The organism is Pseudonocardia hierapolitana, from assembly GCF_007994075.1.
GTDB classification, from domain to species: domain Bacteria; phylum Actinomycetota; class Actinomycetes; order Mycobacteriales; family Pseudonocardiaceae; genus Pseudonocardia; species Pseudonocardia hierapolitana.
The window spans coordinates 8,053,230-8,079,430 of sequence record NZ_VIWU01000001.1; the positions used below are offsets into that span (position 1 = coordinate 8,053,230).

General features: G+C 73.6%; 21 protein-coding genes and 1 pseudogene. 16 read left to right on the forward strand and 6 right to left on the reverse strand.

Going from position 1 to position 26,201, the window contains the following annotated elements; genetic code table 11:
- Nucleotides 1–29 precede the first annotated feature (29 nt).
- Nucleotides 30–815 (reverse strand): FadR/GntR family transcriptional regulator, encoded by a 786-nt coding sequence (locus tag FHX44_RS37925; RefSeq protein ID WP_147260164.1) that lies wholly within the window; start codon nucleotides 813–815, stop codon nucleotides 30–32.
- Nucleotides 816–917: 102 nt separating this feature from the next.
- Between FHX44_RS37925 and FHX44_RS37930 the strand changes: the two genes are divergently transcribed.
- The 8 genes from FHX44_RS37930 to FHX44_RS44090 are packed head-to-tail and all read left to right on the forward strand — an operon-like array spanning nucleotide 918 to nucleotide 10,430.
- Nucleotides 918–2,432 carry an ABC transporter substrate-binding protein gene (locus FHX44_RS37930; RefSeq protein WP_147261797.1) on the forward strand — a complete coding sequence of 505 codons (1,515 nt, stop codon included), beginning with the start codon at nucleotides 918–920 and terminating at the stop codon, nucleotides 2,430–2,432.
- Nucleotides 2,433–2,437: 5 nt separating this feature from the next.
- Nucleotides 2,438–3,382 carry an ABC transporter permease gene (locus FHX44_RS37935; RefSeq protein WP_425469213.1) on the forward strand — a complete coding sequence of 315 codons (945 nt, stop codon included), beginning with the start codon at nucleotides 2,438–2,440 and terminating at the stop codon, nucleotides 3,380–3,382.
- The gene (locus FHX44_RS37940; protein WP_425469172.1) at nucleotides 3,379–4,233 is read left to right on the forward strand and encodes an ABC transporter permease; all 855 of its coding nucleotides are present in this window, start codon (nucleotides 3,379–3,381) and stop codon (nucleotides 4,231–4,233) included. The genes FHX44_RS37935 and FHX44_RS37940 overlap by 4 nt, the downstream gene beginning before the upstream one ends.
- Complete coding sequence (locus FHX44_RS37945) at nucleotides 4,230–6,278, forward strand: dipeptide ABC transporter ATP-binding protein (protein ID WP_147260166.1); 2,049 nt, start codon at nucleotides 4,230–4,232, stop codon at nucleotides 6,276–6,278. The genes FHX44_RS37940 and FHX44_RS37945 overlap by 4 nt, the downstream gene beginning before the upstream one ends.
- Nucleotides 6,275–7,453: a M20 family metallopeptidase gene (locus FHX44_RS37950; RefSeq protein WP_147260167.1), complete on the forward strand. Its 1,179-nt coding sequence runs from the start codon at nucleotides 6,275–6,277 to the stop codon at nucleotides 7,451–7,453. The genes FHX44_RS37945 and FHX44_RS37950 overlap by 4 nt, the downstream gene beginning before the upstream one ends.
- Nucleotides 7,450–8,859 carry an aldehyde dehydrogenase family protein gene (locus tag FHX44_RS37955; RefSeq protein ID WP_147260168.1) on the forward strand — a complete coding sequence of 470 codons (1,410 nt, stop codon included), beginning with the start codon at nucleotides 7,450–7,452 and terminating at the stop codon, nucleotides 8,857–8,859. Before FHX44_RS37950 ends, FHX44_RS37955 begins: the two co-directional genes overlap by 4 nt.
- Nucleotides 8,856–9,638, forward strand: a complete 783-nt coding sequence (locus tag FHX44_RS37960; protein WP_147260169.1) for an SDR family NAD(P)-dependent oxidoreductase — start codon at nucleotides 8,856–8,858, stop codon at nucleotides 9,636–9,638. Before FHX44_RS37955 ends, FHX44_RS37960 begins: the two co-directional genes overlap by 4 nt.
- The gene (locus FHX44_RS44090) at nucleotides 9,639–10,430 is read left to right on the forward strand and encodes an isochorismatase family protein (protein ID WP_147260170.1); all 792 of its coding nucleotides are present in this window, start codon (nucleotides 9,639–9,641) and stop codon (nucleotides 10,428–10,430) included. It begins immediately after the preceding gene.
- A gap of 27 nt (nucleotides 10,431–10,457) precedes the next feature.
- On the opposite strand, the pseudogene FHX44_RS43630 reads toward FHX44_RS44090, so the two are convergent.
- The 4 genes and pseudogenes from FHX44_RS43630 to FHX44_RS37985 all read right to left on the reverse strand — a co-directional run.
- Nucleotides 10,458–11,456 (reverse strand): annotated as a pseudogene (locus tag FHX44_RS43630) (extracellular solute-binding protein); the annotation flags it as partial.
- Nucleotides 11,456–13,393 carry a vWA domain-containing protein gene (locus FHX44_RS37975; RefSeq protein WP_147260172.1) on the reverse strand — a complete coding sequence of 646 codons (1,938 nt, stop codon included), beginning with the start codon at nucleotides 13,391–13,393 and terminating at the stop codon, nucleotides 11,456–11,458. The pseudogene FHX44_RS43630 and the gene FHX44_RS37975, both read right to left, overlap by 1 nt.
- A gap of 141 nt (nucleotides 13,394–13,534) precedes the next feature.
- Nucleotides 13,535–15,949 (reverse strand): GcvT family protein, encoded by a 2,415-nt coding sequence (locus FHX44_RS37980; protein ID WP_147260173.1) that lies wholly within the window; start codon nucleotides 15,947–15,949, stop codon nucleotides 13,535–13,537.
- Between the two features lie 94 nt (nucleotides 15,950–16,043).
- Entirely contained in the window at nucleotides 16,044–17,483 is a 1,440-nt protein-coding gene (locus FHX44_RS37985; protein ID WP_147260174.1) for a trimethylamine methyltransferase family protein, read from the reverse strand.
- A gap of 124 nt (nucleotides 17,484–17,607) precedes the next feature.
- Between FHX44_RS37985 and FHX44_RS37990 the strand changes: the two genes are divergently transcribed.
- The 8 genes from FHX44_RS37990 (at nucleotide 17,608) to FHX44_RS38025 (ending at nucleotide 25,691) form a co-directional block, all read left to right on the forward strand.
- Nucleotides 17,608–18,372: an IclR family transcriptional regulator gene (locus FHX44_RS37990; RefSeq protein WP_147260175.1), complete on the forward strand. Its 765-nt coding sequence runs from the start codon at nucleotides 17,608–17,610 to the stop codon at nucleotides 18,370–18,372.
- On the forward strand, nucleotides 18,369–19,058 hold the full coding sequence (locus tag FHX44_RS37995) for a corrinoid protein (RefSeq protein WP_147260176.1): 690 nt from the start codon (nucleotides 18,369–18,371) through the stop codon (nucleotides 19,056–19,058). The genes FHX44_RS37990 and FHX44_RS37995 overlap by 4 nt, the downstream gene beginning before the upstream one ends.
- A 2-nt stretch (nucleotides 19,059–19,060) precedes the next feature.
- Nucleotides 19,061–19,918, forward strand: coding sequence for a dihydropteroate synthase (locus FHX44_RS38000; protein WP_147260177.1), 858 nt, complete (start codon nucleotides 19,061–19,063; stop codon nucleotides 19,916–19,918).
- The gene (locus FHX44_RS38005; protein ID WP_147260178.1) at nucleotides 19,915–21,735 is read left to right on the forward strand and encodes an ASKHA domain-containing protein; all 1,821 of its coding nucleotides are present in this window, start codon (nucleotides 19,915–19,917) and stop codon (nucleotides 21,733–21,735) included. The genes FHX44_RS38000 and FHX44_RS38005 overlap by 4 nt, the downstream gene beginning before the upstream one ends.
- A 76-nt stretch (nucleotides 21,736–21,811) precedes the next feature.
- Nucleotides 21,812–22,327, forward strand: coding sequence for a DUF1638 domain-containing protein (locus FHX44_RS38010; RefSeq protein ID WP_212612832.1), 516 nt, complete (start codon nucleotides 21,812–21,814; stop codon nucleotides 22,325–22,327).
- A 234-nt stretch (nucleotides 22,328–22,561) separates the two neighbouring features.
- Nucleotides 22,562–23,590: an ABC transporter substrate-binding protein gene (locus FHX44_RS38015; RefSeq protein ID WP_147260180.1), complete on the forward strand. Its 1,029-nt coding sequence runs from the start codon at nucleotides 22,562–22,564 to the stop codon at nucleotides 23,588–23,590.
- Nucleotides 23,591–23,706: 116 nt separating this feature from the next.
- Complete coding sequence (locus FHX44_RS38020; RefSeq protein WP_246170810.1) at nucleotides 23,707–24,675, forward strand: FecCD family ABC transporter permease; 969 nt, start codon at nucleotides 23,707–23,709, stop codon at nucleotides 24,673–24,675.
- Nucleotides 24,672–25,691 (forward strand): FecCD family ABC transporter permease, encoded by a 1,020-nt coding sequence (locus tag FHX44_RS38025; protein ID WP_147260182.1) that lies wholly within the window; start codon nucleotides 24,672–24,674, stop codon nucleotides 25,689–25,691. The genes FHX44_RS38020 and FHX44_RS38025 overlap by 4 nt, the downstream gene beginning before the upstream one ends.
- Here the strand turns inward: FHX44_RS38025 and FHX44_RS38030 are convergent.
- Nucleotides 25,672–26,106 carry a pyridoxamine 5'-phosphate oxidase family protein gene (locus FHX44_RS38030; protein WP_147260183.1) on the reverse strand — a complete coding sequence of 145 codons (435 nt, stop codon included), beginning with the start codon at nucleotides 26,104–26,106 and terminating at the stop codon, nucleotides 25,672–25,674. The genes FHX44_RS38025 and FHX44_RS38030 overlap by 20 nt on opposite strands.
- Nucleotides 26,107–26,201 lie beyond the last annotated feature (95 nt).

The following is a 26,201-nucleotide window of genomic DNA, read 5'->3' on the forward strand; positions in this document are numbered from 1 at the left end:
GCGGCCGACGGTAGGAGTTGAACCTCGCTTCAGGTCAAGTCGTCGTCGAGCAGGGCCTGCAGAAGGGGCCGCTCGTCCTCGGTGACGTAGCCGGCGTAATAGTCGTAGAGCGACTCGCGGGCCAAGCGCGCGGCCAGCGGGCCGTCGCGGCGGCGCACGGCGTCGAGCACCTCGGCGTGGTGGCGCAGGGAGCGCTCCATCAGCTCGCGGCGGTCCGGCGCGTCGGCGATCTTCTGCGAGATCAGGCCCAGCACGACGCCCCGGACGACGTCGCTGCACACCTGGATCAGGATGCTGCGGCTCGCCCGCGCGACCGTGTCGTGGAACGCGACGTCGGCGCGGCTGAACTCCTCGTAGCCGCGGTCGAGGGCGAGCTCCATCCCGGCGAGGGCGCTGTCCATCGCGGCGAGTTCCTCGTCGGTGGCCAGGCGGGCCGCCAGGAGGTTCGCCGAGCCCTCCAGGAGCATCCGGAACTGGACGAGCTCGGCGAGACCCACCTCGTCCACCCGGACGAGCCGGGTGACCGACTTCCGCAGGGTGGCCGGGGAGAACGGCAGCACCTCCGGCCCGTTCGGGTCGCCCGGGCGCGAGCGCACCAGGCCGTCGCTCTCCAGCACCCGCAGCGCCTCGCGCACGGTGGAGCGGCTGACGCCGAACTGCGCGGTCATCTCCCGCTCGCTGGGCAGGCGCTCGCCGGGGCGCAGCTGGCCGCGGAACACGCGGTCCTCGACCTGCTCCACGATGCTCTGGTAGGCGCGGACCGGCCGTACGGGCTCGAACGGCCTAGCCGGATCCGCCGCCGAATTCGCCGCCATCCGTGCTCCGCTCGTCCTTGATTCTCCGGACCGCCCATGACACCGTAGCGGCTCGATGAGGACACTGGTCCGACCAGTTGCGGCGGGAGGCTCATCCAGGTGATGCACGCGAAGCTCCGTCCGGGCATCCTCCTGCTGGCCGGCGCCCTGCTCGCCGCCGGCTGCTCCGCTGGTTCCACCGCCTCCCCCGGGACGGCTCCCGGCAGCCCCGACGCCCCGCTGCGGATCGGGCTCACCGCCGAGCCGGCGAACCTCGACTTCACCCGGACCGACGGCGCCGCGATCCCCGAGGCCCTGCTGGTGAACGTCTACGAGGGCCTCGTCGAGCTGAACCAGCAGACCGGCGAGATCGAGCCCGCGCTCGCCGAGTCGTGGACCGTCAGCCCCGACGGGCTCGTCTACGACTTCACCCTCCGCGAGGGCGTGACGTTCTCGAACGGTGAGGCGTTCACCGCCGACGATGTCAAGTTCAGCATCGAGCGGGTCAAGTCCGACGCCTGGACCGTCTCGCTCAAGAGCGGCATGGACGCCGTCGCGGGCGTCGAGGTGGTGTCGCCGACGCACGCACGGGTCACGCTCAGCCGGCCCAGCAACAGCTGGCTCTTCCGCATGACCACCCGCATCGGCGCGATGTTCGACCCGTCGGGTGTGGGCGATCTCGCGAACGCGCCCGTCGGCACCGGTCCGTACACGGTGTCGGAGTTCCGCCGCGGCGACCGGCTCGTGCTCACCCGGCGCGACGACTACTGGGGCGAGGCCCCGGCGATCCGCCAGGTCGACCTGCAGTACTTCCGGGACGCCACGGCCGCCGTCAACGCGCTCCTCACCGACGGCATCGACGTGATCGGCACCGTGCAGGCGCCCGAGGCGCTCGCGCAGTTCGACGGCGACAGCCGCTTCCAGGTGATCGAGGGCACCACCAACGGCGAGGTCACCCTCGCCATGAACAACGCCTCCGGCCCGACGAGCGACGTGCGGGTGCGCCGCGCGATCGCGATGGCGATCGACCACCAGGCCGTGCTGGACACGGCGTGGGCGGGCCGCGGCGCCCTGATCGACACGATGGTGCCGCCGACCGACCCCTGGCACCAGCCGCTCCCCGACGTCACGCCGTACAACCCGGAGGCGGCCAGGGCGCTGCTCGCCGAGGCCGGCACGCCGAACCCCTCGCTGCGGTTCCGGATCGCCAACCTCCCGTACGCCGTCGCGGCGGCGCAGGTGGTGCAGAGCCAGCTCGCGGCCGTCGGGATCCAGACCCAGATCGAGCCGCTCGAGATGCCGGCCCGTTGGCTCGAGACGGTGTTCCGGAACGCCGACTACGACCTGTCGATCGTCGCCCACGTCGAGCCCCGTGACATCAGCACCTTCGGCCAGCCGGGCTACTACTGGCGCTACACCAACCCCGAGGTGCAGCGGCTGCTCGCCGACTCGGAGACCGGCAGCGCGGAGCAGCAGGTCGACGACCTGCGGCAGGTGGGGCGGCTGATCGCCGAGGACGCGGCCGCCGACTGGCTGTTCCTGCTCCCCAACCTGATCGTCGCCGACGCCGACGTGAAGGGACTGCCCCAGAACCGGATCGGCGAGGCGCTGGACCTCACCGCGCTGTCCCGCGGGTAGCCGTGCTGCTGCAGCTGGTCCGCCGGACGGCGGTGTTCGCCGCCGGCCTCGTGGTGGCGTCGGTGGTCGTGTTCGCGTTCATGTCCGTGCTGCCGGGTGACCCCGCCCGCGTCGCGCTCGGCGTCAACGCCACCGAGGAGGCGGTCGCGGCCACGCGCGCGGCGTTCGGCACCGACCGGCCGCTCGTCGTGCAGTACCTGGACTGGGTGAGCGGGCTGCCGGTGGGCGACTTCGGGCGCTCCTACGTCACCGACGTCGACATCGGGCCGCAGATCGTCGACCGGTTGCTCGTCACGACATGGCTCGTGTTCTCGGGGATGGCGGTGGCGCTGGTGGTGGCGCTGCCGCTCGGCGTGCTCGCCGCCGTGCACCACCGGCGGGCCGGCGGCACCGCCATCACGGCGTTCAGCCAGATCGGGGTCGCCGTACCGAGCTTCCTCGCCGGCATCCTGCTCGTCACGGTGTTCGCGGTGCAGCTGGGCTGGCTCCCCTCCGGTGGGTGGACGCCGCCCGCCCAGGACCCCGTGGACTTCCTGCGGAAGCTGCTGCTCCCGGCCCTCGCGCTCGGGCTCGTGCAGGGCGCGGTGCTCACCCGCTACGTCCGGTCCGCCGTGCTCGACGTGTTGCGCGAGGACTACCTGCGCACCGCCCGCTCCAAGGGGCTCACGCCGGGCCGGGCGCTCGTGCGCCACGGGCTGCGCAACGCCGCGATCCCGGTGGTCACGGTGCTGGGCCTGCAGCTGGCGACGCTCCTGGTCGGCGCGGTCGTGGTCGAGCGGGTGTTCGTGATCCCGGGGCTGGGCAGCCTGCTGCTCGACGGCGTCGCCAACCGCGACCTGCTGCTCGTGCAGGGCGTGGTGATCGTGCTCGTGCTCGCGGTGCTCGTGGTGAACTTCCTGGTCGACGTGGCCTACACCGTGCTCGATCCCCGGTTGCGGAGGGCGGCGTGAACGCCCCACTCGCCGTGCCAGGACGTCGGACTCGCCGTATCGGGCCGCCGGCGCTGGTGGTCGGTGGCGGGCTGGTCGGGCTCGTCGTGGCGGCCGCGTTGCTGTCGTTCGTGTGGACGCCCTACGACCCGGTGCAGGTCGACCCCGCCAGCCGGCTCGCCCCGCCCGGCGCCGCCCACTGGCTGGGCACCGACACGTTCGGCCGGGACGTGGTCAGCCAGCTGCTGGTGGGGGCGCGCACCACGCTGTTCGTCGGGGTCGTGGCCGTCGGGCTGGCCGGGGTGGTCGGCACCCCGATCGGCATCCTCGCCGCGATGGGCCCGCGGTGGCTGGGCGAGCTCGTGATGCGGGCGAACGACCTGGTGCTCGCGTTCCCCGCGCTGCTGCTCGCGATCATGTTCGGCGCGGTGTACGGGCCGAGCACGCTCACCGCGATGGTCGCGATCGGCATCGCGACGATCCCGTCGTTCGCGCGGCTCGCCCGTGGCGGCGCGCTGCAGGTGCTCGCCACCGAATACGTGCTCGCCGCCCGCGCTGCCGGTCGCCCGCGCACCGCGATCGCCGCCCGGCACGTGCTGCCCAACATCGCCGGGCTGCTGCTCGTGCAGGCGTCGGTGTCGTTCGCGATCGCGGTGCTCGCCGAGGCGGCGCTGTCGTTCCTCGGCTTCGGCACCCGCCCGCCGACACCGTCGTGGGGCCGGATGCTGCAGGAGGCGCAGCAGCTGCTCTACCTGAAGCCCGAGCTCGCGCTGTGGCCGGGTCTCGCGATCGCGCTCGCCGTGCTGGGCTTCAACCTGCTCGGCGACGGTCTGCGCGACCGGTTCGACCCGCGGCTGGTGGACCGATCATGAGCGAGCTTGCGCGCGAATCATCGGCACCGGTTCTCGCGGTCCAAGGGCTCGAGGTCGGCACCGCCGACCTGCGGCTCGTCTCCGACGTCTCGTTCTCGCTGGCGGCGGGCGAGCGGGTGGGGCTGATCGGCGAGTCCGGCTCCGGGAAGTCGCTCACCGCGCTCGCGATGATGGGCCTGCTGCCCGAGGGCGTGCACGCGCGCGGCTCGGTGCGGCTGGCGGGTGTCGACCACGACCTCGTCGCCGCGCCGGAGCCGCGGCTGGCGGCCGTCCGCGGCGCTGCGATGACCATGGTGTTCCAGGAGCCGATGTCGGCGCTCAACCCGTCGATGCGGGTCGGGGACCAGGTGGCCGAGGTGATGCTGCTGCACGGCACCCGGCCGGACCGGCGCACCGCCCGGGCCGCGGCCGTCGAGCTCCTGGACAGCGTGCACCTCCCTGATCCGGAGCGGCTGGCCCGCGCCTACCCGCACCAGCTCTCCGGCGGCCAGCGGCAGCGCGTGATGATCGCGATCGCGCTCGCCAACGGCCCGAAGGTGCTGCTCGCCGACGAGCCGACCACCGCGCTCGACGTCACCGTGCAGGCCCAGGTGCTCGACCTGATCCTCTCCGGGGTGGCCGAGCGCGGCGCGGCGCTGCTGTTCATCACGCACGACCTCGCGGTCGTCGCCACCGTGTGCGAGCGCGTCATGGTCATGTACGGCGGGCGGATCGTGGAGTCCGGCCCGGTGAAGGAGGTGTTCACGCGGCCGCGGCACCCCTACACGCAGGGTCTGCTCGCCGCGTCCTACCTCGCCGACCTCGACGGCGACGGGCAGCTGCGCACCATCCCCGGCTCGGTGCCCGCCGCAGGCCGGTTCCCCGACGGCTGCGTGTTCCGCACCCGCTGCCCGAACGCCACCGACGACTGCACCGTCCTCCCGGCCTGGACCGAACGGGACGATGGTGGTTACGCCTGCTGGCACCCGGTGGGTCCGCCCGACGTTCAGGCCGAACGCACTTCCGGGGAGCCACCGCCGCGGCGGGGCAAGGCGGAGGCTCGCCCGGGAAGGCAGGGCTTTACAAGCCTGCAAAGTGGCTTTCCTGAGCGTCCGGAGCCGGCCCACCCCTCACCGCTGATCGAGGTCCGCGACCTGCAGCGCACCTACCGGCGGCCGCGCGCTTCGCTCCTGCAGGCTCCACCCCCGGTGCACGCCTTGCGAGGGGTCTCGTTCGACATCGCGGAGGGGCAGCGGTTCGGGCTGGTGGGCGAGTCCGGTTCGGGGAAGTCGACGCTGATCCGGCTGCTCGCCGGCCTGGACTCCCCCACCGCGGGGTCGATCACCTTCGACGGCCGCGACGTCGGCGGGCAGCCGGAACGCAGGCTGCGGTTCCTGCGCGAGCGGCTGCAGGTGGTGTTCCAGGACCCGATGGGTTCCCTCGACCCGCGGATGCGGGTGCACGACATCGTGGCCGAGCCCCTGGCCGGCCGGCGCGAGCCGGACGTGCGCGGGCGGGTCGCGGAGCTGCTCGCCGCCGTCGGCCTCCCCCCGGACGCCGGCGATCGCTACCCGCACCAGTTCTCGGGCGGGCAGCGGCAGCGGATCTCGATCGCGCGGGCGCTCGCGCCGCGGCCGTCCGTGCTGGTCGCGGACGAGCCGGTGAGCGCGCTCGACGTGTCCGTGCGCGCGCAGATCCTCAACCTGCTCGCCGACCTCGTCGAGCGGTTCCGGCTGACGCTCGTGTTCGTCTCGCACGACTTGTCCGTCGTGCGCCACGTCTGCGACACGATTGCCGTGCTGCACCGCGGCGAGCTGGTCGAGCTCGGGCCGTCGGCGCGGGTCGCCGACGCGCCGGAGCACCCGTACACGCGGCGGCTGGTGGCCGCCGTCCCCGCGATCGGCGGGGCCCTGGACGGTCGTACGACTGCCGACCTGCTTGCAGGGTCGGCCATCAACGCTGCCGAGCTGCTTGCAGGGTCGGCCATCAACGCTGACGACCTGCTTGCAGGGTCGGCCATCGATGCGGCCGACCTGGCCCGCGGAGCACCCGAGGAGTTCTCGTGAGGTACCCGGTCGACGAAGAGGCCGTCGTCGCGCTCACGCGCGATCTCGTGCGCCTGCGCACCGTGAACGAGGACGGCGCGAAGGAGGCGCCCGCCGCGGAGCTGGTGGCCGGGACGATGCGGTCGTTCGGCTGGGAGCCGCAGGTCACGGAGGTGGCGCCGGGCCGGCCGAACGTCGTCGCGGTGGTCGAGGGCGGCGGCGGGCCGGGCCGCACGCTCGCGTTCGAGGGGCACACCGACGTGGTCACCGAGGGCGATCCGGACCGCTGGAGCGTCGAGCCCTACGGCGGCGAGATCCGCGACGGCCGGCTCTACGGCCGCGGCTCCGCGGACATGAAGTCCGGGGTGGCCGCGATGCTGCACGGCGTGCGGGCCCTGCAGCTGGCCGGCCCGTTCCCCGGCCGGGTGCTCGTGTGCGCGCTCGTCGACGAGGAGGGGCTGATGCTCGGCGCGAAGCACTTCGCCGGCACCGACCTCGCCCGCGGCGTCGACGGGGCGATCATCTGCGAGCCCGAGGAGGGCGAGATCTGCACCTCGGCCAAGGGCGCGGTGCGGATCCGGGTGGACCTGCTCGGCGCGATGGCCCACGGCGCGATGCCCCAGCACGGCCGCAACCCGCTGCCCGCCGCCGGGCGGCTGCTCGTGGCGCTCGCCGACCTGCAGGATCGGCTGCAGAAGGCCCATCCGGCCCATGAGCACCTCGGAGAGGTGTACGTGACCCCGACCGTGAGCCGCGCGGGCTCGCTCGACCAGATCAACGTCATCCCGGCCCGGGCGACCGTCGCGGTCGACGTGCGCACGATCCCCGGTGTCGACCACGCCGCGCTCGTCGCGCGTGTGCGGGAGCTGGCAGCCGAGGCGGGCGCGCCGGACGGGGTGGCGTCCGAGCTGGCCGTCGTCGACGACCGCCCCTGCGTGGAGATCTCCACCGACCACCCGCTGGTCACGGCCCTCGCCGCCGCCCACGAGGACGTGCTCGGCGAGCCTGCCCGCTACGGCGGCGTGCCCGGCGCCACCGACGGCACGATCCTCACCCGCGACGCGGGGATCCCCACCGTCGTCTACGGGCCGGGCGGGAAGTGGATCGCCCACCGGGCCGACGAGTTCGTGGAGGTCGCCGACATCGTGCGGTGCGCGCACGTGTACGCCGCGGCGGCCGAGCGGTTCCTCCGATGACGCCCGCGCTCCCCTTCCCCGCGGGTCTCCCGATCGGCGACGGGTGGGTGCCCGCCGCCACCGCGGACGTCCGGTTCCCCTACGACGGCTCGGTCGTCGCGCCCGGCCCGGTCGGTACGGTCGCCGACGCCGAGGCCGCGCTGGAGGCCGCGCTCGCCGTCCGTGCCGACGCGGCCGCACTGCCCTCGCGCGTCCGTCGGGACGTGCTGCTCAGCACCCGCGACGCGCTCGCCGCCCGCCGCGAGGACCTGGAGCAACTGCTCGTCCTGGAGACCGGCAAGCCCCTGGCCGACTGCCGGGTCGAGGTCGACCGCACGCTCGTCACGCTCGCCGCGGCCGCGGAGGAGGTCGCGCGACTGCACGGCGAGACCGTGCCGCTGGACCTGCTGCCCTCCGGCGACGGGATGATCGGCTTCTGGACCCGGCGGCCGATCGGCGTCGTCATCGGGATCACCGGGTTCAACTACCCGCTGCTGCTGGCCGCCCACAAGTTCGCCCCCGCGATCGCGGCCGGGTGCCCGGTGATCGGCAAGCCCGCACCGCAGACCCCCCTCGCGACGCTCTGGCTCGTCCACGCGCTCCGGGAAGCGGGCGTACCGCCGTCGACGGTGCAGCTGGTCACCGGCGACGCCGAGGTCGGTGCGCGGCTGGTGACCGATCCGCGGATCGGGGCGGTCTCGTTCACCGGGTCGGCCGAGGTCGGGCACCGGATCGCGCGCTCGGCGGCGCCGCGGAAGGTGCTGCTGGAGCTGGGCTCGAACGCCGCGCTCGTCGTCGCAGCCGACGCCGACCTCGACGCCGCGGCCGCCGCGATCCTGCGCGGCGGCTTCTACGCCTCCGGGCAGGCGTGCATCTCCGTGCAGCGGGTGCTGGTGGAGGAGCCCGCGGCCGACGCGCTGCTCGACCGCCTGGCCGCGGGCCTCGCGGACGTCCGCGTCGGCGACCCGCGGAACCCGTCGACCCGGGTCTCCGCACTGATCGACCCCGGGGCGCAGAAGCGGGTGGACGAGTGGGTCGACGAGGCCGTCGCGGCGGGCGCGCGGCGGCTGCGGGACGGTGTTCCGACCGTGCTGACGGGAGTCCCGGACGGGGTGCGGGCCTGGGACGAGGAGGTGTTCGGGCCGGTGGTCTGCGTGCGCACGGTGCCGGACCTCGAGTCGGCGTTCGACGCGGTCAACGCGTCCCGCTACGGCCTGCACGCGAGCGTGTTCACCCGCTCGCTGGCCTCGGCGTTCCGCGCGATCGACCGCCTGGAGGTGGGGGGCGTGGTCGTCAACGAGGTGCCCGGATTCCGCTCCGACACGATGCCCTACGGCGGGGTGAAGGACTCCGGCATCGGGCGGGAGGGCCCACGCTTCGCGGTGGAGGAGCTCACGGTCACGCGGATGGCGGTGATCCGGCCATGACCCACGAGGCGACCAACGAGACGACCTACGAGGGGCTGTTCAGGCTGGATGGCCGGCGGGCCGTCGTCGTCGGAGCCGGGAGCGGGATCGGGCGGGAGGCCGCGCGGGCGCTGGCGGCGCACGGCGCGGAGGTCGTGTGCGCCGACCGCGACGCCGAGGCCGCCGCGGCAACGGGCGCGGGCACCGCCTACGCGCTGGACGTGCTGGACCGGGACGCCGTGCGGGCCGCGGCCACCGAGCTCGGCGAGGTGGACGTCCTGGTGTTCACCGCGGCCACCAACGTCCGCAAGCGGCTGCTGGACTACTCCGACGCCGAGTTCGACCGCGTGGTGGACCTGAACCTGCGCGCCTCGTTCGACCTCGTGCGGGCGTTCGGCGGGCCGATGGCCTCCCGCGGCCGCGGCTCGATCATCGGGTTCGCCTCCATCCGCGCCGTCACCGTCGAGCCGGGCCAGGGCGTCTACGCGGCCACGAAGGCCGGGCTCGTCCAGCTGCTGCGCACCGCCGCCGCCGAGCTGGGGCCGCAGGGGGTGCGGGTGAACGCGATCGCCCCCGGCGTCGTCGAGACCCCGCTCACCAGCCAGATCCGCGCCGACCCCGCCTGGGAGGCGGCGTACGCGTCGAAGAGCGCGCTCGGGCGGTGGGCGCAGCCGTCCGAGCTGGCCGGAGCCGTGGTGTACCTGGCGTCGGACGCGGCGAGCTTCGTGACCGGCAGCGTGCTCACCGTCGACGGCGGCTGGACGGCCGTCGACGGCCGCTACGACCCGCCCGGGCTCTGAATGGCACAGGCCCTCCTCGTCGTCGACGTGCAGCGCGGTCTCGTGTCGGGCCCGGACGCGGTGCCCGCCGCTCCCGCGCTGCTCACTGTGCTCGACGGGCTGCTCGCGGGGGCCCGGGAGGCCGGTGCGCTGGTCGTCCACCTGCAGAACGACGGCCCACACGGCCGGCCCGATGAGCCGCACACCCCCGGCTGGGAGCTCGCGCGCGTGCCGCGCGCCGGGGAGCCGGTGCTGCGCAAGACGGGGGACGACCCGTTCGCGGAGACGGATCTCGCCGCCCTGCTGGAAGACCACGGCGTGACCCGGCTGGCGGTGTGCGGGGTGCTGTCGGAGTTCTGCGTGAGCGCGGCTGCCAGGGGCGCCCTCGAACGCGGGCTCGGCGTGGTTCTGCCGCACGACGCCCACGCCACGGTCGACGTCCCGCCCGGCCCCGGGAGCCCCGGCGTCCCGGCGGCACTCGCCTCCCGCGCGGCCGAGTGGGCGCTGGGCGACGAGATCGAGGTCGTGGCGACCGCGGCCGAGGTTCGATTCACCGCGTTGGCGTCACTCGTCGTCCGCGGTCAGCCTGCCCAGCGCGGCGGCTTCGAGCTGGGCCTGCAGGTCGTCCGCGAGGGGCTTGTCGTGGCGGAGGTAGCCGGTGACCGCCGCGCGGAACACCGCGCTGAACCGGGCGTAGTGGGGCTGGGTGGGCCGCGTCTCGGCCGTGCCGAGCGCCTCCTCGAGGATCGCGACGTACCGGTAGCGCTCCCGGACGGCCTGGTCGGAGTACACGACCGCGCGGGTGGCGGGTAGACCGCCGCGCTCGAAGAGGATCTGCTGGCTCCGGTCGCCGGTGAGGAACTCGATCAGGGCCTGCGCCGCACGCGGGCGGGCGGACTGCGCCGAGATGGCGAGATTCTGCCCGCCGAGCACGCCGGACCCGCCGGGCAGCGGCGCGACCTCGAACGGCACGGCGGGTGCGCCCTCCAGGTCCTGGGCGAGCGAGCGGTGCGCCCGCGGCCAGTTGCGCATGAACAGCGTGCGGCCGGACTGGAACAGCTGGATGCTCGTGTCCTCGTCGAGCTCGGGAACCCCGGCCGGCGCGATCGCGCGCAGCCGCTCCAGGCCCTCGAGGACCGCGGCCCGCTGGTCGCGCACCACGACGTCGCCCGACTCGTCCACGATCGAGCCACCCGCGCCCAGCACGGCCTCCAGCGCGTTGACCGTGAGTCCCTCGTAGTCGGCGAACTGGCCTGCGTAGCCGTCGACGCCGTTGCCGGTGCGTGCGCGGACGGCGTCGACCTGCTCCTCGAGCTCCTCCCACGTGCGTGGCGGATCCTCGATCAGGTCGGACCGGTAGTAGAGCAGGCCCACGTCGGCGTTGAAGGGCAGCGCCCAGACCCTGCCGCCGTAGCGGCAGGTGGCCAGTGGCCCGTCGAGGAACCCGCCCGTGGCGAGCCGGGACTCGTCGAGGCTGCGGATGTAGCCGTTCTCGGCGAACTCGGCGGTCCAGGTGACGTCCAGGTTGAACACGTCGACCTCGCCGCCCGAGGCCTGTGCCCTGGCCAGCATCTCGCTGCGCTGCCCGTCGGCGTGGGCGGGCAGCTCGATGATCCGGGCCGGGCTCTGCGGGTGGAGCAGGTTCCACTGGTTGACCAGCTGCTGGCGCTGCCCGCCGATGCTGTCGTCGCGCCCGGTGAGGATGATGATCGGGCCGTCCTCGAGCGCGTCGGGATCGGTGAGCAGGCCCGGGAGGATCGTCGCCGTCAAGGCGACCACCAGCCCCACTGCGATCCCGACGAACGTCCAGGGGAGCCGCTCGCGCCAGCGCTCGATCATCAACGACCTCCCCAGAGCCCCGCCGTGGCGGTGCCCAGCGTGGTGTCGAGGTTCGCCGGGTCGGCGTCGACGCACTCCCCGGCGGTGGCCGTGGTGATCACCGCGAGGCCGGGGTCGGAGCAGCGGATCTCGCCGATTGTGACGACGACGACCCGCACCCCGCTGCCCGCCAGCGCTGCGGTGACGGCGTCGGCGCCGACACCGCTGCTGGTGTCCTCCCCGTCGGTCAGGACCACGACGGCGTCGACCTGGTCCGGGTCGTCGGGTTCGAGGGTGGCGGCCGCGTCGATGACGGTGCGGAAGAACGGCGTGTTCCCCGCCGGCTGCAGACCGGAGAGCAGCTGGTGCGCGGCCGCGATCCGCGCCGGGTCGGACGGGCCGACCGGCAGCGCCTCGAGGGGGCCGGTGCCCGCCGCATCGGGGAACAACCAGATACCGAACTGGTCGCGCGGTCCCATCCGCTGCAGCGCGGCGGAGACCGCACCCGCCGCGACGAGCGACCTCGGCCCTTCCGGCCCGGCGGCCGCCATGGACCCGGACGTGTCCAGCGCGAAGATCACGCGACCGCGCCGCTGCGCGGCGGCGTAGGCCGCGCTGGTGGCGTCCCACATCTCCGGCGGGATCGGGTCCACCGCCGGGAGTGCCCCGGGATCGATGCCGCCGGTGGTGAGCGCCGCCCCCACGGAGTACGGGCCCACGGGCCGCATGCCGGTGGCGACGATCGCGTCCCGGCCGGGGTCGGTGCGCAGCCACTCCCCGAACCGGGCGGCCGCCTCCCGCTGCGGCGGCTCGCTCCAGGACAGGCGGACGAACTGGTGATCCAGGCTGCGGCTGTCCGACGGGTACAGCGCGACGAGCCGCTGCGGCTGCTCCGCGGGCGACAGGCACGACTCGCCGAGCGGCTCCCCCAGGTTGAACCGCACGACCTGCTGCTCGGACGCGACGACCGCGGCCTGGGACCCGAGCGTGCGGTGCCGGCACAGCAGCCCGAGCGTGTCGGTGAGGGGGAAGCCGCCCGCGTCCAGCGACTGGGCGATGCGCCGCTCGACCTCGGCCGGCGCGAGCCGCGGCGGGCCGTCGCGCCCGTCCTGGCCGGCCTGCCCGTAGAGCAGCGCGGTGGCGAGGAGCCCGAGCTCGGTGGTGCGCGGATCGGCCCGCACGACGCCGATACCCCGATCGGTGAGGCCGGCGAACAGCTCCAGCCAGGGACCACTCCGGTCCCGGCCCGGGTCGATCGACGCCGGTATCGCCAGCACGACGGGCGACACGGCGATCGGCGTGCTCTCCGCGACCGCGTCGCCCAGGGCGGTGACCTCGTGGCTCGTCGCCGCCAGCCAGACGTCGGGCCGCGGCCCGACGTCCCGCAGCGCGCCGGACTCGTCCGACCACCCGTCGTCCGAGCCCACCCGGGCGCGGATCTCCTCGGACGTGCCCGCGTACACGTAGACGTCGGCGGCGGGGCAGCCGTGGTCCTCGCCGGCCGTCCACCGCTCGTACGCGCTCGCCAGCCGGCGCGCCGTGGTGACGGTCTCCGGGCTCGCCACCACCCGCAGCTGCGTGGCGGGCGAGCACCCGAGGAACTGCACGGAGAGGCCGTGCACCAGGTCCCAGGCCGGCGGCACGCCGATGGCGAGCACCGCGGTCAGCCCGATCGAGGCGACGATCGGGTAGAAGCCGCTGCGCAGCCATCCCAGGATGCTCGGCAACGACGGCAGCCGTTGGAAGATCCCCCAGCTGCCGAACGCCACGAGTGACGCCGAGAGCGAGGCCCCACCGACGACCTGGACCCAGTGCAGGAGCGTCACCGGCGGGTTGGGCGTGATCGCCACCAGGACGATGCCGAGGACCGCGATCGCGAACCCCGCGACCCGCTCGCCGAGGGTCGGCTCGCGGCGGGACGGACCGGCCCCGGAACCGGATCCCCCGGCGTCGGCCACGCGCTGCCCCCCACCGCTCGGCGTCGAGTGAACGGACGAACGCCCCTCGTCCGATCAGTCACCCACCGTACTCACGTGCTACGACAGGGACGACACCGATCGGCCTAGGTGCCACCCGGCCGTGATCGCGAGTACCGGCAGTCAGCCGCGCAGGCGCTGCATCTGCGGGTCGAAGAGCGGTTCCCGGGCCACCACCGCCGGGATGCGCCGGTCGAACCAGCCGATCTCGACCGACCGCCCCGGCGTCGCGAGCTCGGCGGGCAGCCAGGCGTAGGCGATCCCGCGGCCGACGGTGTGGCCGTATGCGGCGCTGGTGACGTAGCCGACCGGGTGCCCGTCGGCGTAGACCGGCTCCTTGCCCAGCACGGTCTCGTCGAGGGTGAGGCAGGCCAGCCGCCTGCGGACGTCGTCGCGGCGGCGCAGCACGGCGTCGCGGCCGGTGAACTCCCCCTTGTCGAGCTTGACCGCGAAACCGAGCCCGGCCTCCCACGGGTCGTGCTCGAACGTCATGTCGGTGCCGAACGAGCGGTAGCCCTTCTCCAGTCGGAGGGAGTTGAAGGCGCCGCGGCCCGCGGCGATGATCCCGTGCTCGCGCCCGGCCTCCCAGAGGGTGTCCCACAACGTGCGGCCCATGTCGGCGGTGGTGTACAGCTCCCATCCCAGCTCGCCCACGTAGGACAGCCGCAGCGCGGTGGTCGGCACCGTGCCGACGTGCACCCGCCTGCCCCGGAAGTAGCGGACGTCGGCGAGGTCGGGGGCGAGCGGCAGCACCACCTCGCGGGCCAGCGGGCCCCAGACGCCGATGCAGCAGGTGCCTGCGGTGACGTCACGGACGGCAACACCGTCGGGTGCCTCCCGCAGCAGGAGATCCAGGTCCAGGGGGCCGTTGGCGCCGACCTGGAACTCCTCGGGCCCGAGGCGCGCGACGGTGATGTCGCTGCGGATGCCCCCGTCCTCGTCGAGCAGGAGGCAGTAGGTGACGGTGCCGACTGACCGATCCACGTTGCCGGTGGTGACCCGCTGCAGCAACGCCGCCGCGCCCGGACCGACGACCTCGATCCGCGTCAGGGAGGTCATGTCGTAGAGCGCCACGCGTTCGCGGGTGATCTGGGCTTCGGCGCCGACGATCGGCGACCACCAGCGGGCCGCCCAGTCGTCGGGGGTGGGGATGTCACGGCCGGCGACGAGCGCGGCGTTGGCCTCGTACCAGTGCGGACGCTCCCAGCCCGCCGCCTCCAGGAAGACGGCACCGAGGACGCGCTCCCGCTCGTAGAACGGCGAGGTGCGCAGCGGGCGCGGCTCGAGCATGGGTTCGAGCGGGTGCAGCGCGTCGTAGACCTCGACGTAGTTCTGCGTGTTCTTGGCGAGCACGAAGTCGGGGGCGAGCTGGTGGGGCCAGAACCGGTTGACGTCGCACTCGTGCAGGTCGAAGCTCGCCGACCGGCCGTCGACGAGCCACTCGGCCATGGCCTTGGCGACGCCGCAGGAGTGGGTGACCCACACGGCCTCGGCCAGCCAGAAGCCGCGGACGTCGCGCGCCTCCCCCATGAGCGGCATGCCGTCGATCGTGAAGGAGAAGAGGCCGTTCATCGCCTCCTCGATCTTGGCGTCGCGCAGGGCCGGCACGAGGGCTTGCGCGTCGGCCCAGCCGGGGGCGAAGTCGTGCTCGGTGAACGGCAGCACCGACGGCATCACCTCGGCCTCGTCGACGCCTGCGATGTCGCGGGCGTCGATCGGCAGCGGGTCGTGGCCGTAGAAGCCGACGGCGAGCGACTCGCCACGCTCGCGCAGGTAGAGGTCGGCGCCCTGGTGGCGCAGGATCGGGTGCGTGGCCTCGCGGTCGTGGCCGGCGAGCGCCGGGAGCGCGCCGGAGTACGCGAGCTGGTGCGCGAGCGGGGTTTGCGGCAGCGACACGCCCACCATCGCCGCGACCTTCGGCCCCCAGATCCCGGCGCAGCAGACGACGACGTCGGCGGGCAGCTCGCCGTGGTCGGTGACGACGCCGGTGACCCGCCCGTCCTCGACGGTGATGCCGGTGACCTCGTGCCGATCGAGGACCCGCACCCCGCGCGCGGCGGCCGCCCGCAGCTGCGCGTCGACCGCCCGCACGGACTTCGCGATGCCGTCGGTGGGGGTGTGCAGGCCGCCGAGCACGAGGCCACGGTCGAGCAGCGGGTGCAGGGCCACGCACTCGTCGGCGCCCACGACCCGGGCCTCGACGCCCCACGAGGTGAGCCAGCCGCAGCGGCGGTGCAGCTCGGCGAGCCGCTCCGGGGTCGTGGCCACCTCCAGGCCGCCGACCTGCAGGTAGCAGGGCTGCCCGTCCAGCTCCAGCGTGCTGAGCTTCTCGACGGTGTAGCGGGCCATCTCCGTCATCGTCTTGGACGGGTTGGCCTGGAACACGAGCCCCGGCGCGTGTGACGTCGACCCCCCGGGCGCGGGAAGGGAACCCTGGTCCACGACGGTGACGTCGGTCCACCCCCGCGCGGAAAGCTCGTCCGCGAGGGCAGCCCCGACCACACCGGCCCCGATGATCACGACCCGCGATCCGACCATGTCGCTCCTCCCCGAGTACCACCACCGACCGACCAGCGGCCCCTTCGTCGGATGGGCACCGACGAAGGCGCCGTTCGTCGGAATGGGTTGCCCTTCAGTCGCCCAGCTCGCGGCGGCGCCGCGTCACGTAGGCCTCCAGCTCCTCGCGGATCGCCTCGTCCAGCGGCGGGGGCTCGTACTCCGCCAGCCGCTTCTGTGCGACGTCGGCGGCGCGAGCCGCGGCGTCCTTCCCGCCGTTTCGCATCCACCGGTCGTAGTTGTCGGAGCTGTTGACGAACGGGCGGTAGAAGCAGGTGCGGAAGCGCTCCATGGTGTGGGCGGCGCCGAGGAAGTGGCCGCCGTGGCGCACCTCGTCGTGGGCGCCGAACGCCAGCGACGCCTCGTCGATCTCGAGGGGGGTGAACTCCTGCTGCAGCATCTCCAGCACCTGGACGTCGAGCACGTACTTCTCGTACGACGCCACGAGCCCGCCCTCCAGCCAGCCCGCGGAGTGCATGACCCAGTTGATGCCCGCGAGGAACGTCGGGAGCATGGTCATCAGGCTCTCGTAGCCGGCCTGCGCGTCGGGGGTCTGGCTGGAGGTCAGCCCGCCCCCGGAACGCACCGGTAGCCCGAAACGCCGAGCGATCTGCCCCGTGCAGAGCAGCCCGATCGCCGATTCGGGTGTCCCGAAACAGGGTGAACCGGACTGCATGTCGATGTTCGACAGGAACGATCCGAAGATCACCGGTGCGCCCGGCCTGATCAATTGCGACAACGCGATGCCGGTGAGCGCCTCGGCCATCTGTTGCGCGAGCGTTGCCGGAATGGAAACCGGTGACATCGCACCCATCAGGAGGAACGGGGTGAGCACGACCGGCTGGTTTGCCGCCGAGTACTCGAACTGCGCCTCGAGCATGCGCTCGTCCCAGCGCAGCGGCGAGTTGCAGTTGATCAAGGAGATGGTCGCGGGGGTGTTCTCGACGGCCTCGCGGCCGCCGAAGAGTATCTCGGTCATGGCGAGGGTGTCACGGGCGTTCTCGCCCGAGACGACGTTGCCCATGTAGATCTTGTCGGTGATCGTCTGCAGGGCGTAGGTCATGTCGAGGTGCCGGGAGTCCAGCGGGGCGTCCTCGGGCTCGCACACCACCCCACCTGCGGAGTCGATGGCGTCGAAGCTCTGCGCGAGCTTGGCGAACGAGTGGAAGTCGGCGAGCTTCGCGTCGCGGCGGACGTCGCCCTCGCGCACGAACGGCGGCCCGTAGACGCTGCCGAAGACCATCGCGTCGTCACCGATGTGCACGGTGTGCGCCGGGTTGCGGGCCTGCACGTCGAACGAGCGCGGGGCCTTCGCGACCTGCTCCAGAACGAAGTCCGGATCGAAGATCACGCACTGGTCCTCGACCTTCTGCCCGGCCTGGCGGAACAGCTCCAGCGCCCGCTCGGAAACGAACTCCACCCCGATCTCGCTCACGATCCGCCGCCACCCGCCGTCGAGGGTGGCCATCGCTTCCTCGGAAAGGATCTCGTAGCGCGGCATGGCGTTGCGGAACATGCGGACCCCCTGCGGATCTCCCCAAAAAACCGGCCTTGACTCCGGACGGTGCCGGCAGGATCCTAACGGCATTCCTCGGAACACTGGTTCCATAACATGGAACTCTTTTGGGAACGGACCCGCGATGCCGACTCAACAACTGGGCAGCCAGGCCGTCGACCGCGCGAGCGCGCTGCTCGCCCTCGTGGTGGAGTCGGGCGCGCCGCGGACGTTCACCTCGCTCGTGGCCGAGCTGGGGCTCGCGAAGTCCACCACATCGCGCCTGCTGCAGGCACTGGAACGCAGCAGGCTGGTGCAGCGCGACCAGAGCGGCGCCTTCCGCCCCGGCGCACTGTTCTCGATCTACGCCGCCCGGCCCAGCGCGCTGCACGACCTCGTCGAGCTCGCGCGACCCACCCTCGATCGCATCGGCGAGATCACCGAGGAGACGGTCAACCTGAGCGTTCCGCGCGGGCGGGAGGTCGTGCAGATCGCCCAGATCGACAGCCGGTACCTGCTCGGTTCCACCAACTGGGTCGGCGTCGACGTGCCGGCGCACTGCACCGCGCTGGGCAAGGTGCTCTACGCGTACGGCGCGCTCCCGCTTCCGCCCGGGCAGCTGGAGCGGCGCACCCCGCACTCCCCCGTCGACCGCGCGACGCTCGAGCACATGCTCGTGGAGGTGCGCAGGCGCGGCTGGGCCGTCTCGCTCGACGAGCTGGAGGTGGGGCTCGGCGCGGTGGCCGCCCCGGTCCGGGGCGTCGACGGGGCCGTGATCGCCGCCGTCTCGGTGTCCGGCCCCACCACCCGGATCAACGACCACGGCATCACCCGGCTCGGGGATGTCCTGGTCAGTGAGCTGCGCGGACTGTCCGCCCAGCTCGGTCACCAGGGAAAGGAAGCGATATGACCGACGAGGAGATCCACGCGGAGATTCTCAGGGCGCTCTACGACGAGACCCTCGTCGGCAACGGGCCACGGGTCCTGGAGCTCACCGAGCAGGGCCTCGACGCCGGCATGGCGCCGGAGACGATGCTGTTCGACGCGCTCATACCCTCCCTGGAAGAGGTCGGCGCCCGGTTCGAGCGCGGCGACTTCTTCGTACCCGAGATGCTCATCGCCGGCCGGGCGATGGCAGGCGCGCTCGACCGGCTGCGCCCGCTGCTCGCCGAGACCGGCGCCCAGACCGTCGGCACGTTCCTGATGAGCACGGTGAAGGGCGACGTCCACGACATCGGCAAGAACCTGGTCAACATCATGCTGGAGGGCGCAGGCTTCCACGTGATCGACCTGGGCGTTCAGGTCTCGCCGGAGAAGGTGGTGGCGGGCGTGCTGGAGCACAAGCCCGACATCGTGGGGTTCTCCGCCTTCCTCACCACGACCATGCCGATGTTCAAGGCCAACATCAACGCCCTGCAGAAGGCCGGACTCCGCGACCAGGTGATCGTCATGGTGGGCGGCGCCCCGGTCACGCAGGAGTACGCCGACGCCGTCGGCGCCGACGGGTACGCCGCCGACGCGTCCACCGCGGTGCGCCGCGCCAAGGAGCTGATCGCCATCAAGCGCGCTTCCCGCGACGCGACAGTGACGGTGTAGCCGTGCACACCACCGTCAGCTCCGCCACGCGCGAGGTCGTCATCGGCCCCGACCAGCCGTTCTGCCTCATCGGCGAGCGGATCAACCCCACCGGCCGCAAGCTCTTCGCCGAGCAGCTGCGCGCCGGGGACCTCTCCCGGATCGCCGTGGACGTCGAGCAGCAGGTCGCGGGCGGCGCCACCATGCTCGACGTCAACATGGGCGTGCCCCTCACCGACGAGGCCGAGCTGCTGGCCAAGGCCGTCACCATGATCCAGGAGCTCACCGACCTGCCGCTGTGCATCGACTCCTCGGTGGTCGAGGCCCTGGAGGCGGGCCTGTCCGCCTACCGCGGCAAGGCGCTGGTCAACTCCGTCACCGGCGAGCAGGAGCGGCTCGACGCGATCCTGCCGCTGGTCAAGGAGCACGGGGCGGCGGTGATCGCGCTGCCCAACGAGGAGGACGAGATCCCCGACGACCCGCGCAAGCGGCTGGAGATCACCCGCAAGATCGTCGACGTCGCGGTGGGCACGTACGGCATCCCCCTGGAAGACATCGTGATCGACCCACTGGCGATGCCGATCGGCGCCGACTCCACGCTGGTGCGCAAGACCCTCGACACCATCGAGCTGATCCGTGCCGAATTCGGCCTGAACATGACGCTCGGCGCGTCCAACGTGTCGTTCGGGATGCCCGACCGGCACGCGCTGGGTTCCGCGTTCCTGCCGATGGCGATGACCTGCGGGCTCACCAGCGCGGTGATGGACGTGCGCACCCCGCAGATCGTCGAGGCGGTCAAGGCCGCCGACCTGCTGCTCGGCAACGACGAGTGGGGTGCGTCCTGGATCGCCGCGCACCGGGCGAAGAAGAAGACAGCATGACCGGCGAGCGGGTCCGGATCTCCTACGCGGTCGAGGGAGCCCAGGACCGTGACGTGCGGGTGCCGGCCGGCGTCACCCTGTTCGACGCCGCGAGCTGGAACGGGATCGCGATCGACTCCACCTGCGGCGGGCACGGCACCTGCCGCAAGTGCAAGGTTCGCGTCACGGACGGCGACGTGCCCGTCTCGCGCCTGGACCCGCGGGCCTTCGACGCCGACGAGCTGCGCGCCGGCTGGCGGCTTGCGTGCCGGGCGCCCGCCACCGGCGACGTCCGCGTCACGGTTCCGCCGCTCGTCACCCGGCCGAAGGCGGCCACGGTGGGCGTCGGGCGGCAGGTGATCCTGCGTCCCGCGGTGCAGAAGCGGTGCGTGGAGCTGCCCGAACCCACGCTCGCCGACCAGCGCACCGACCTCGAGCGCCTGCTCGCCGCGCTCGACGACCTGGAGCCCACCGTCGACCTGCACGCGCTGCGCGCGCTCCCCCGCGCCCTGCGCGCCGCGGACTTCCGGGTCACCGCCGTGCTCGTCGACGACGTGCTGATCGACGTGCAACCCGGGGACACGACCGAGCGCATGTTCGGCATCGCGTTCGACCTCGGCACGACCACCGTCGTCGCCACGCTGCTGGACCTCACCACCGGCACCCCCGCGGGCGTCGCGTCGCTGCTCAACCCGCAGCAGCCGCTCGGCGGCGACGTGATCACGCGGATCAGCGCCACCATGCTCGACCCGGAGGCGCTCGGCCGGCTCACCGGACACGCGCGCGACGCCCTGAACCAGCTGGCCCACGAGGTCTGCGCCGGCGCGGACGTCGACCCGCGCGAGGTCTACGAGGTCGCGGTCGCGGGCAACGCGACGATGACCGCGCTCGCGCTGGGCATCGACCCCGAGCCGCTCGGGGTGGCACCGTTCGTGATGTCCACGCGCTCGTTCGCCGGCCTGCGCGCCGACGACCTCGGGCTCGCCCTGCACCCGGCCGCGCGGGCGTACGTGTTCCCGGCGCTGGGCGCGTACGTCGGCGGCGACATCGTGGCCGGCGCACTCGCGTCCGGCATGGACCGCGACAAGCGCGTGCGCCTGTTCGTCGACGTGGGCACCAACTGCGAGATCGTGCTGTCCGACGGCGAGCGGGTCCTCGCCACCGCGGCGCCCGCGGGTCCCGCCTTCGAGGGCGCGCAGATCCGCTGCGGCATGCGCGCCGCGCCGGGCGCGATCGAGGGCGTCAAGATCTCCGACGACGACGTGGCGCTGCAGGTGATCGGCGACGTCGAGCCGGTGGGGCTGTGCGGGTCCGGGCTGGTCGACGCGGTCGCGGCGCTCCTGAGCGTCGGGCTCCTGGACGGCTCGGGGCGGCTGCTGACCCGGGAGGCGGCGGAGGCGCTGCGGCCGGGGCTCGCCGACCGGCTGCAGACCGTCGGCGAGGAGCGTGTGTTCGTCCTCGCCGCCGGGGTGTACCTGTCGCAGCGCGACGTGCGGGAGCTGCAGTTCGCGAAGGCCGCGATCGCCACCGGCTGGCGGCTGCTCGCCGCCGAGCTGGGCATCGACCCGGCCGACGTGCAGCAGGTGCTGCTCGCCGGCTCGTTCGGCAGCTACCTCTCCCCCGCCGCGGCCGTCCGGATCGGCCTCGTACCCGGCATCCCGGTGCTGCGGATCGTCAGCGCAGGCAACGTCGCGGGCGAGGGCGCGAAGATGGCCCTCCTGTCCGTCCGCGAGCGCGCCGCGGCCGAGGCCCTGCTGGAGGAGGTGCGCTACGTCGAGCTCTCCGACCGCCCGGACTTCAACGACCGGTTCATCGACCAGCTGGCATTCCCCACCTGACATCGCGGTGGTGGCCTGCGGGGCGATCGCCTCGCATGTCGCCGCCGTCGTCGGGAGGCGGGGGTGGCCGGTCGACGTGCATCCCTTGCCGCCGCTCCTGCACAACCGGCCCCAGCGCATCGCGGCGGCCGTCGAGGAGCGGGTGGCCGACCTGCGCGCCACGCACGCGGCCGTCGCCGTCGCCTACGCCGACTGCGGCACCTACGGCGCGCTCGACGAGGTGTGTGCGCGGCTCGGCGTTCTGCGGCTCCGCGGCGACACCTGCTACGACGCCTTCGCCGGCACCGCGCGCATGCGGGAGATCTACGAGCAGGAGCCCGGCACGTACGTGCTCACCGACTACCTCGCGCTCTCCTTCGACCGGTCGGTGATCCGCGAGCTGGGGCTCGACCGGTACCCGCAGCTGCGCGAGGAGTACTTCCGCCACTACCGGCGGGTGGTCTGGCTCGCCCAGCACCCGGTGCCGCGGATCCGGGTGGCCGCCGAGCGCGCCGCGGCGTACCTGCGGCTCCCCCTCGAGGTCGTCGACGTCGGCGAGGCGGGGCTGGAGCGGGAGCTGGAGCTGCTCCTGAGCCCGTACTCCCGCTCGTAGCCGGACAGCGACTTCACACACCCAGCATGGACTTCACACAAGGCCGGCCTTGTGTGAAGTCCGTACTGGGTGTGTGAAGTCGCCTGAGGCGGCGCTTCGGGCGGCGTGATCGGCAGTTCGGCGCGCTTCCGTGTTGTTTCGCCCGTTTTCGGGCCGAAGCCTTGATCATGCCCGTGAGGCCGGCCTTCGGTGGCCCTTGTCTGAAGACTTGTTCAGATGGGCCATAGTTGGGCCATGCCGCGCTCCGCCCTGCCCCGAATCGTGTCGACGCTCGCTGCCGCGGCGCTCCTCTTCGCCGCCTGCGGCGGCCCGCCGTCACCCGGCGCTCAGGTGGGTAGCGGCACGACCGCGCGCAACTGCGGGATCGACGTCACCGTGCCCGGTCCGCCGCAGCGCATCTACGCCGCCTACCAGCCCGCGATCGAGGTGGTGCACGCGCTCGGTGTGAGCGACCGCGTCGTCGGAACGGCGTTCCTCGACGCGCAGGTGCTCCCGGAGTACGTCGACGCGCAGGCGGCCACCGACCACCTGCCCGAGCTCCCCAGCCGGGAGGCGTTGCTCGCGGCGAACCCCGACTTCGTCGTGTCCGGCTACAACGGCCTGTTCGCGACCACCGGCTCCGAGTCGCTGGGCACCCGGGCGAGCCTGCGCGAGCTCGGCGTGCAGTCCTGGATCTTCTCGCCGTTGTGCCCGAGCGCCGACGGCCGGTCCGACGAGGCGATCGACCCCGCGTCTGTGACGATCGAGAACGTCTACGCCGACGTGCGCGACCTGGGCAGGCTCTTCGGCGTGGCGGACCGGGCCGAGCAGGTGGTGGCCGGCATCCAGGCCCGGATCGCGGCCGTGCAGCGGCGCGTTGCGGACGCGCCCCGCGCGCGCGTCGCGGTGGTGTCACCGGAGGACGACGGCACGTTCCGGGTGGCGGGCGGCCTGGACTTCGTCACGCGGATCCTGGACATCGCGGGCGCCGAGAACGCGTTCGACGACCTGCGGGGCAGGCGCAACGTCCCGGTCGGCGCCGAGGAGATCATCGCCCGCGACCCGGACGTGATCCTCACGAGCACGTGCTGCGACGGCGCCTACACCCCCGCCGACGCCGAGCCGGACGCGGAGCGGATCCGCACGAACCCGGCGTTCGCCGGGCTCAGGGCCGTGCGCGAGGGCCGCGTGCACGGCTTCCTCTTCGCCGACCGCGCCGCCGGGGTGCGGGTGCCGCACGCCGCCGAACTGGTGGCCTCGCTCGTGCACCCCGACCGCCGGTGATCAGGGCGCGGGCAGAGCCCGACTCGCACGCACCCAGCCCACGACTCGCGCACGCTCGGACCGCGAGTCGCGCTGTGGGTGCGCGTGAGTCGCGGGCTCGGTGCGCGCGTGTCGCGGTGGGGCTCGCCCTCGGTGTGGTCGCGGCCGCCGGGCTGTCGTTGCTCGTCGGCATCCAGCCCGTCACCCCGGCCGACGTCGTCCTGGCGCTCACGGCGCCCGCCGGGCGGCCGGCCGACGCCGTCGTCCTGTACCTGCGCGTGCCCCGCACCGCCGCAGGCCTGCTCGCCGGCGCCGGGCTCGGGCTGGCGGGCGCGGTGGCGCAGGGGCTGACCCGCAACCCACTGGCCGGGCCCGAGGTGCTCGGCGTCAACGGCGGGGCGGCGTTCGCGGGCCTGGTCGCGATGGCGCTGGTCGGGGTGGGGCCGCTCGGCGGCTACGTGTGGTTCTGCTTCGCGGGGGCCGCGCTCGCGCTCGGTGCCGTCCTCGCGATCGCTTCCGCCGGGCGCGACGGCGCCACGCCGGTGAAGATCGCGATGGCCGGGGCGGCGGTCTCCGCCCTCCTGTTCTCCCTGACCTCCGCCATCGTGCTGCGTGACCACGACCTGTTCGAACGGTTCCGGTTCTGGCTGGTCGGCTCGCTGACGAGGGCCGACCTGCCCATCGTGCTCCAGGCCGTCCCGTTCCTCGCCGCCGGAACGGTGCTCGCGCTCGCGCTCGCCCGCCCGCTGGACGCCGCCGCGCTGGGCGACGACACGGCGCGCAGCCTCGGCGCCCGGCCCGCCCTGTTGCGCGGGTCGGCCATCGCGGCGGTCGTGGTCCTCGCCGGCACGGCCACGGCGGTCGCAGGCCCGGTCGGGTTCGTCGGGCTGGTCGTGCCGCACGCCGCGCGGGCGCTCGCCGGCCCGGCGCACGTGCGCGTCCTGCCGCTCTCGGCGCTGCTCGGGGCGCTGGTGCTGCTGCTGGCCGACGTCGTGGGCCGCGTCGTGCTGCGGCCCGAGGAGGTGCAGGTCGGCGTCACCGCGGCGGTGCTGGGCGCGCCGGTCTTCCTGTACCTGCTCCGCAGGCGCCGGGTGGGGGACCTGTGACCGCGACCCTGCGGGCCGGGCGGGTCTCGGTGCGGGTGGAGCCGGCGTCCGTGCTGCTCGGCGCGGCCGCGTGGACCGCGGCGGTCGCGGTGGCGCTGCACGCCGTGACCGTCGGCGACTACCCCATGCCGCTCTCCACCGTGCTCGACACGCTCGCCGGCCACGGCACCCTGCTCACCTACGACGTCGTCGTGCGCAACCGGCTTCCCCGCGCGCTCGTCGCGCTGCTCGTCGGCGCGGCGCTGGGGTCGGCCGGCATGGTGCTGCAGCGCATCGCCCGCAACGCGCTCGTGAGCCCGGACGTGATCGGGGTCGGGGCCGGCGCGTCCGCGGGAGCGGTGGTCGTGATCGTGGTCGCCGGGGCGGGCGCGACGGCGGTCGCCGCGGGAGCGCTGACCGGCGCGGTGGTCGCCTCGGCGACGGTCTACGCCGTCGCCGCCCGAGGTGGCGCCCACCGGCTCGTGCTGGTCGGCATCGGCGTCACCGCGCTCGCGAACGCGGCCGCGTCGTTCCTGCTCACCCGCTCCGACCGGTACGCGGCCGAGCAGGCGGCCACCTGGCTCGTGGGCGACGTGGCCGGCCGCTCGTGGCCGGACGTGCTCACGGTGGCGGCCGGGCTCGCGATCGGAGCGCCCGTCGTGCTGCTGCTCACCCGCCACCTGCGGCTGTTGGAGCTCGGGGACGACCTCGCGCGCGCCCTCGACGGCCGGATCGGAACGGCCCGGGCCGCGCTGGTGGCGGCCGCGGTGACGCTCACCGCGCTCGCCACGGCCGCAGCGGGCCCGATCGCTTTCGTCGCGCTCGTCGCGCCGCAGATCGTGCGCCGGGTGCTCACCCCGCGGTCGGCAGGCGTGCTGCCCGCGGCCGGGGTCGGAGCCCTCGTCGTGGTCTCGGCGGACCTCGCCGCGCGCCGCCTGTTCAGCCCGGACGAGCTACCGGCGGGCGTGCTCACCGCCGCCGTCGGCGCACCCGTCCTGCTGTACCTGCTGGTGCAGGTCAGCCGCCGTAGCGGCTGATCCGCTCCGGCCGGATGACGATGCGGACGAGATCGGACTCCACCATCGACGTCAGCGCGGCCGCCTTCTCCGGGTCGTCGAGGTCCCAGTAGCGCGCGCCGAGACGGGTGGCCAGCTCGCCTGCGCCGTCCTGCTCGACGGTCGCGGTGCCGCTGATCGCGATCCAGTTCTCCTGCTCCCCGAAGGCGTTGGCGGCGACGAGCGACGCCCGCGGGTCCTGGCGCACCCGCCGGACCTTCGGCGAGGTCGCGAGGGAGAACAGCTGCACCGCGCCGTCCTCGGTGACCTCGAACCACACCGGCCGAGGCTCTGGGAGCCCGGTACCGCCCGCCACGGTGAGGAAGCCCAGCCGGGGCGCGGCCAGGAACTCCCGGTCGGCCGCGGTGAGCTCCGCGGCGCTCGTCGTGCTGCTCATCGACCCTCCTCGATCATGCGGGCCAACGCGTCCGGGCCCTCGATCATTCCGCGCTCGATCACCGGCGCTCGATCACCGGCGCTCGATCAGGCCGT

Coding starts and splice junctions, on each gene's coding strand:
- FHX44_RS37960 (WP_147260169.1), top strand. CDS start 8,856: ATGACCCACGAGGCGACCAACGAGACGACCTACGAGGGGCTGTTCAGG.
- FHX44_RS37955 (WP_147260168.1), top strand. CDS start 7,450: ATGACGCCCGCGCTCCCCTTCCCCGCGGGTCTCCCGATCGGCGACGGG.
- FHX44_RS37990 (WP_147260175.1), top strand. CDS start 17,608: ATGCCGACTCAACAACTGGGCAGCCAGGCCGTCGACCGCGCGAGCGCG.
- FHX44_RS37925 (WP_147260164.1), bottom strand. CDS start 815: ATGGCGGCGAATTCGGCGGCGGATCCGGCTAGGCCGTTCGAGCCCGTA.
- FHX44_RS37930 (WP_147261797.1), top strand. CDS start 918: ATGCACGCGAAGCTCCGTCCGGGCATCCTCCTGCTGGCCGGCGCCCTG.
- FHX44_RS44090 (WP_147260170.1), top strand. CDS start 9,639: ATGGCACAGGCCCTCCTCGTCGTCGACGTGCAGCGCGGTCTCGTGTCG.
- FHX44_RS37980 (WP_147260173.1), bottom strand. CDS start 15,949: ATGGTCGGATCGCGGGTCGTGATCATCGGGGCCGGTGTGGTCGGGGCT.
- FHX44_RS38030 (WP_147260183.1), bottom strand. CDS start 26,106: ATGAGCAGCACGACGAGCGCCGCGGAGCTCACCGCGGCCGACCGGGAG.
- FHX44_RS37995 (WP_147260176.1), top strand. CDS start 18,369: ATGACCGACGAGGAGATCCACGCGGAGATTCTCAGGGCGCTCTACGAC.
- FHX44_RS38015 (WP_147260180.1), top strand. CDS start 22,562: ATGCCGCGCTCCGCCCTGCCCCGAATCGTGTCGACGCTCGCTGCCGCG.
- FHX44_RS37945 (WP_147260166.1), top strand. CDS start 4,230: ATGAGCGAGCTTGCGCGCGAATCATCGGCACCGGTTCTCGCGGTCCAA.
- FHX44_RS38005 (WP_147260178.1), top strand. CDS start 19,915: ATGACCGGCGAGCGGGTCCGGATCTCCTACGCGGTCGAGGGAGCCCAG.
- FHX44_RS37985 (WP_147260174.1), bottom strand. CDS start 17,483: ATGTTCCGCAACGCCATGCCGCGCTACGAGATCCTTTCCGAGGAAGCG.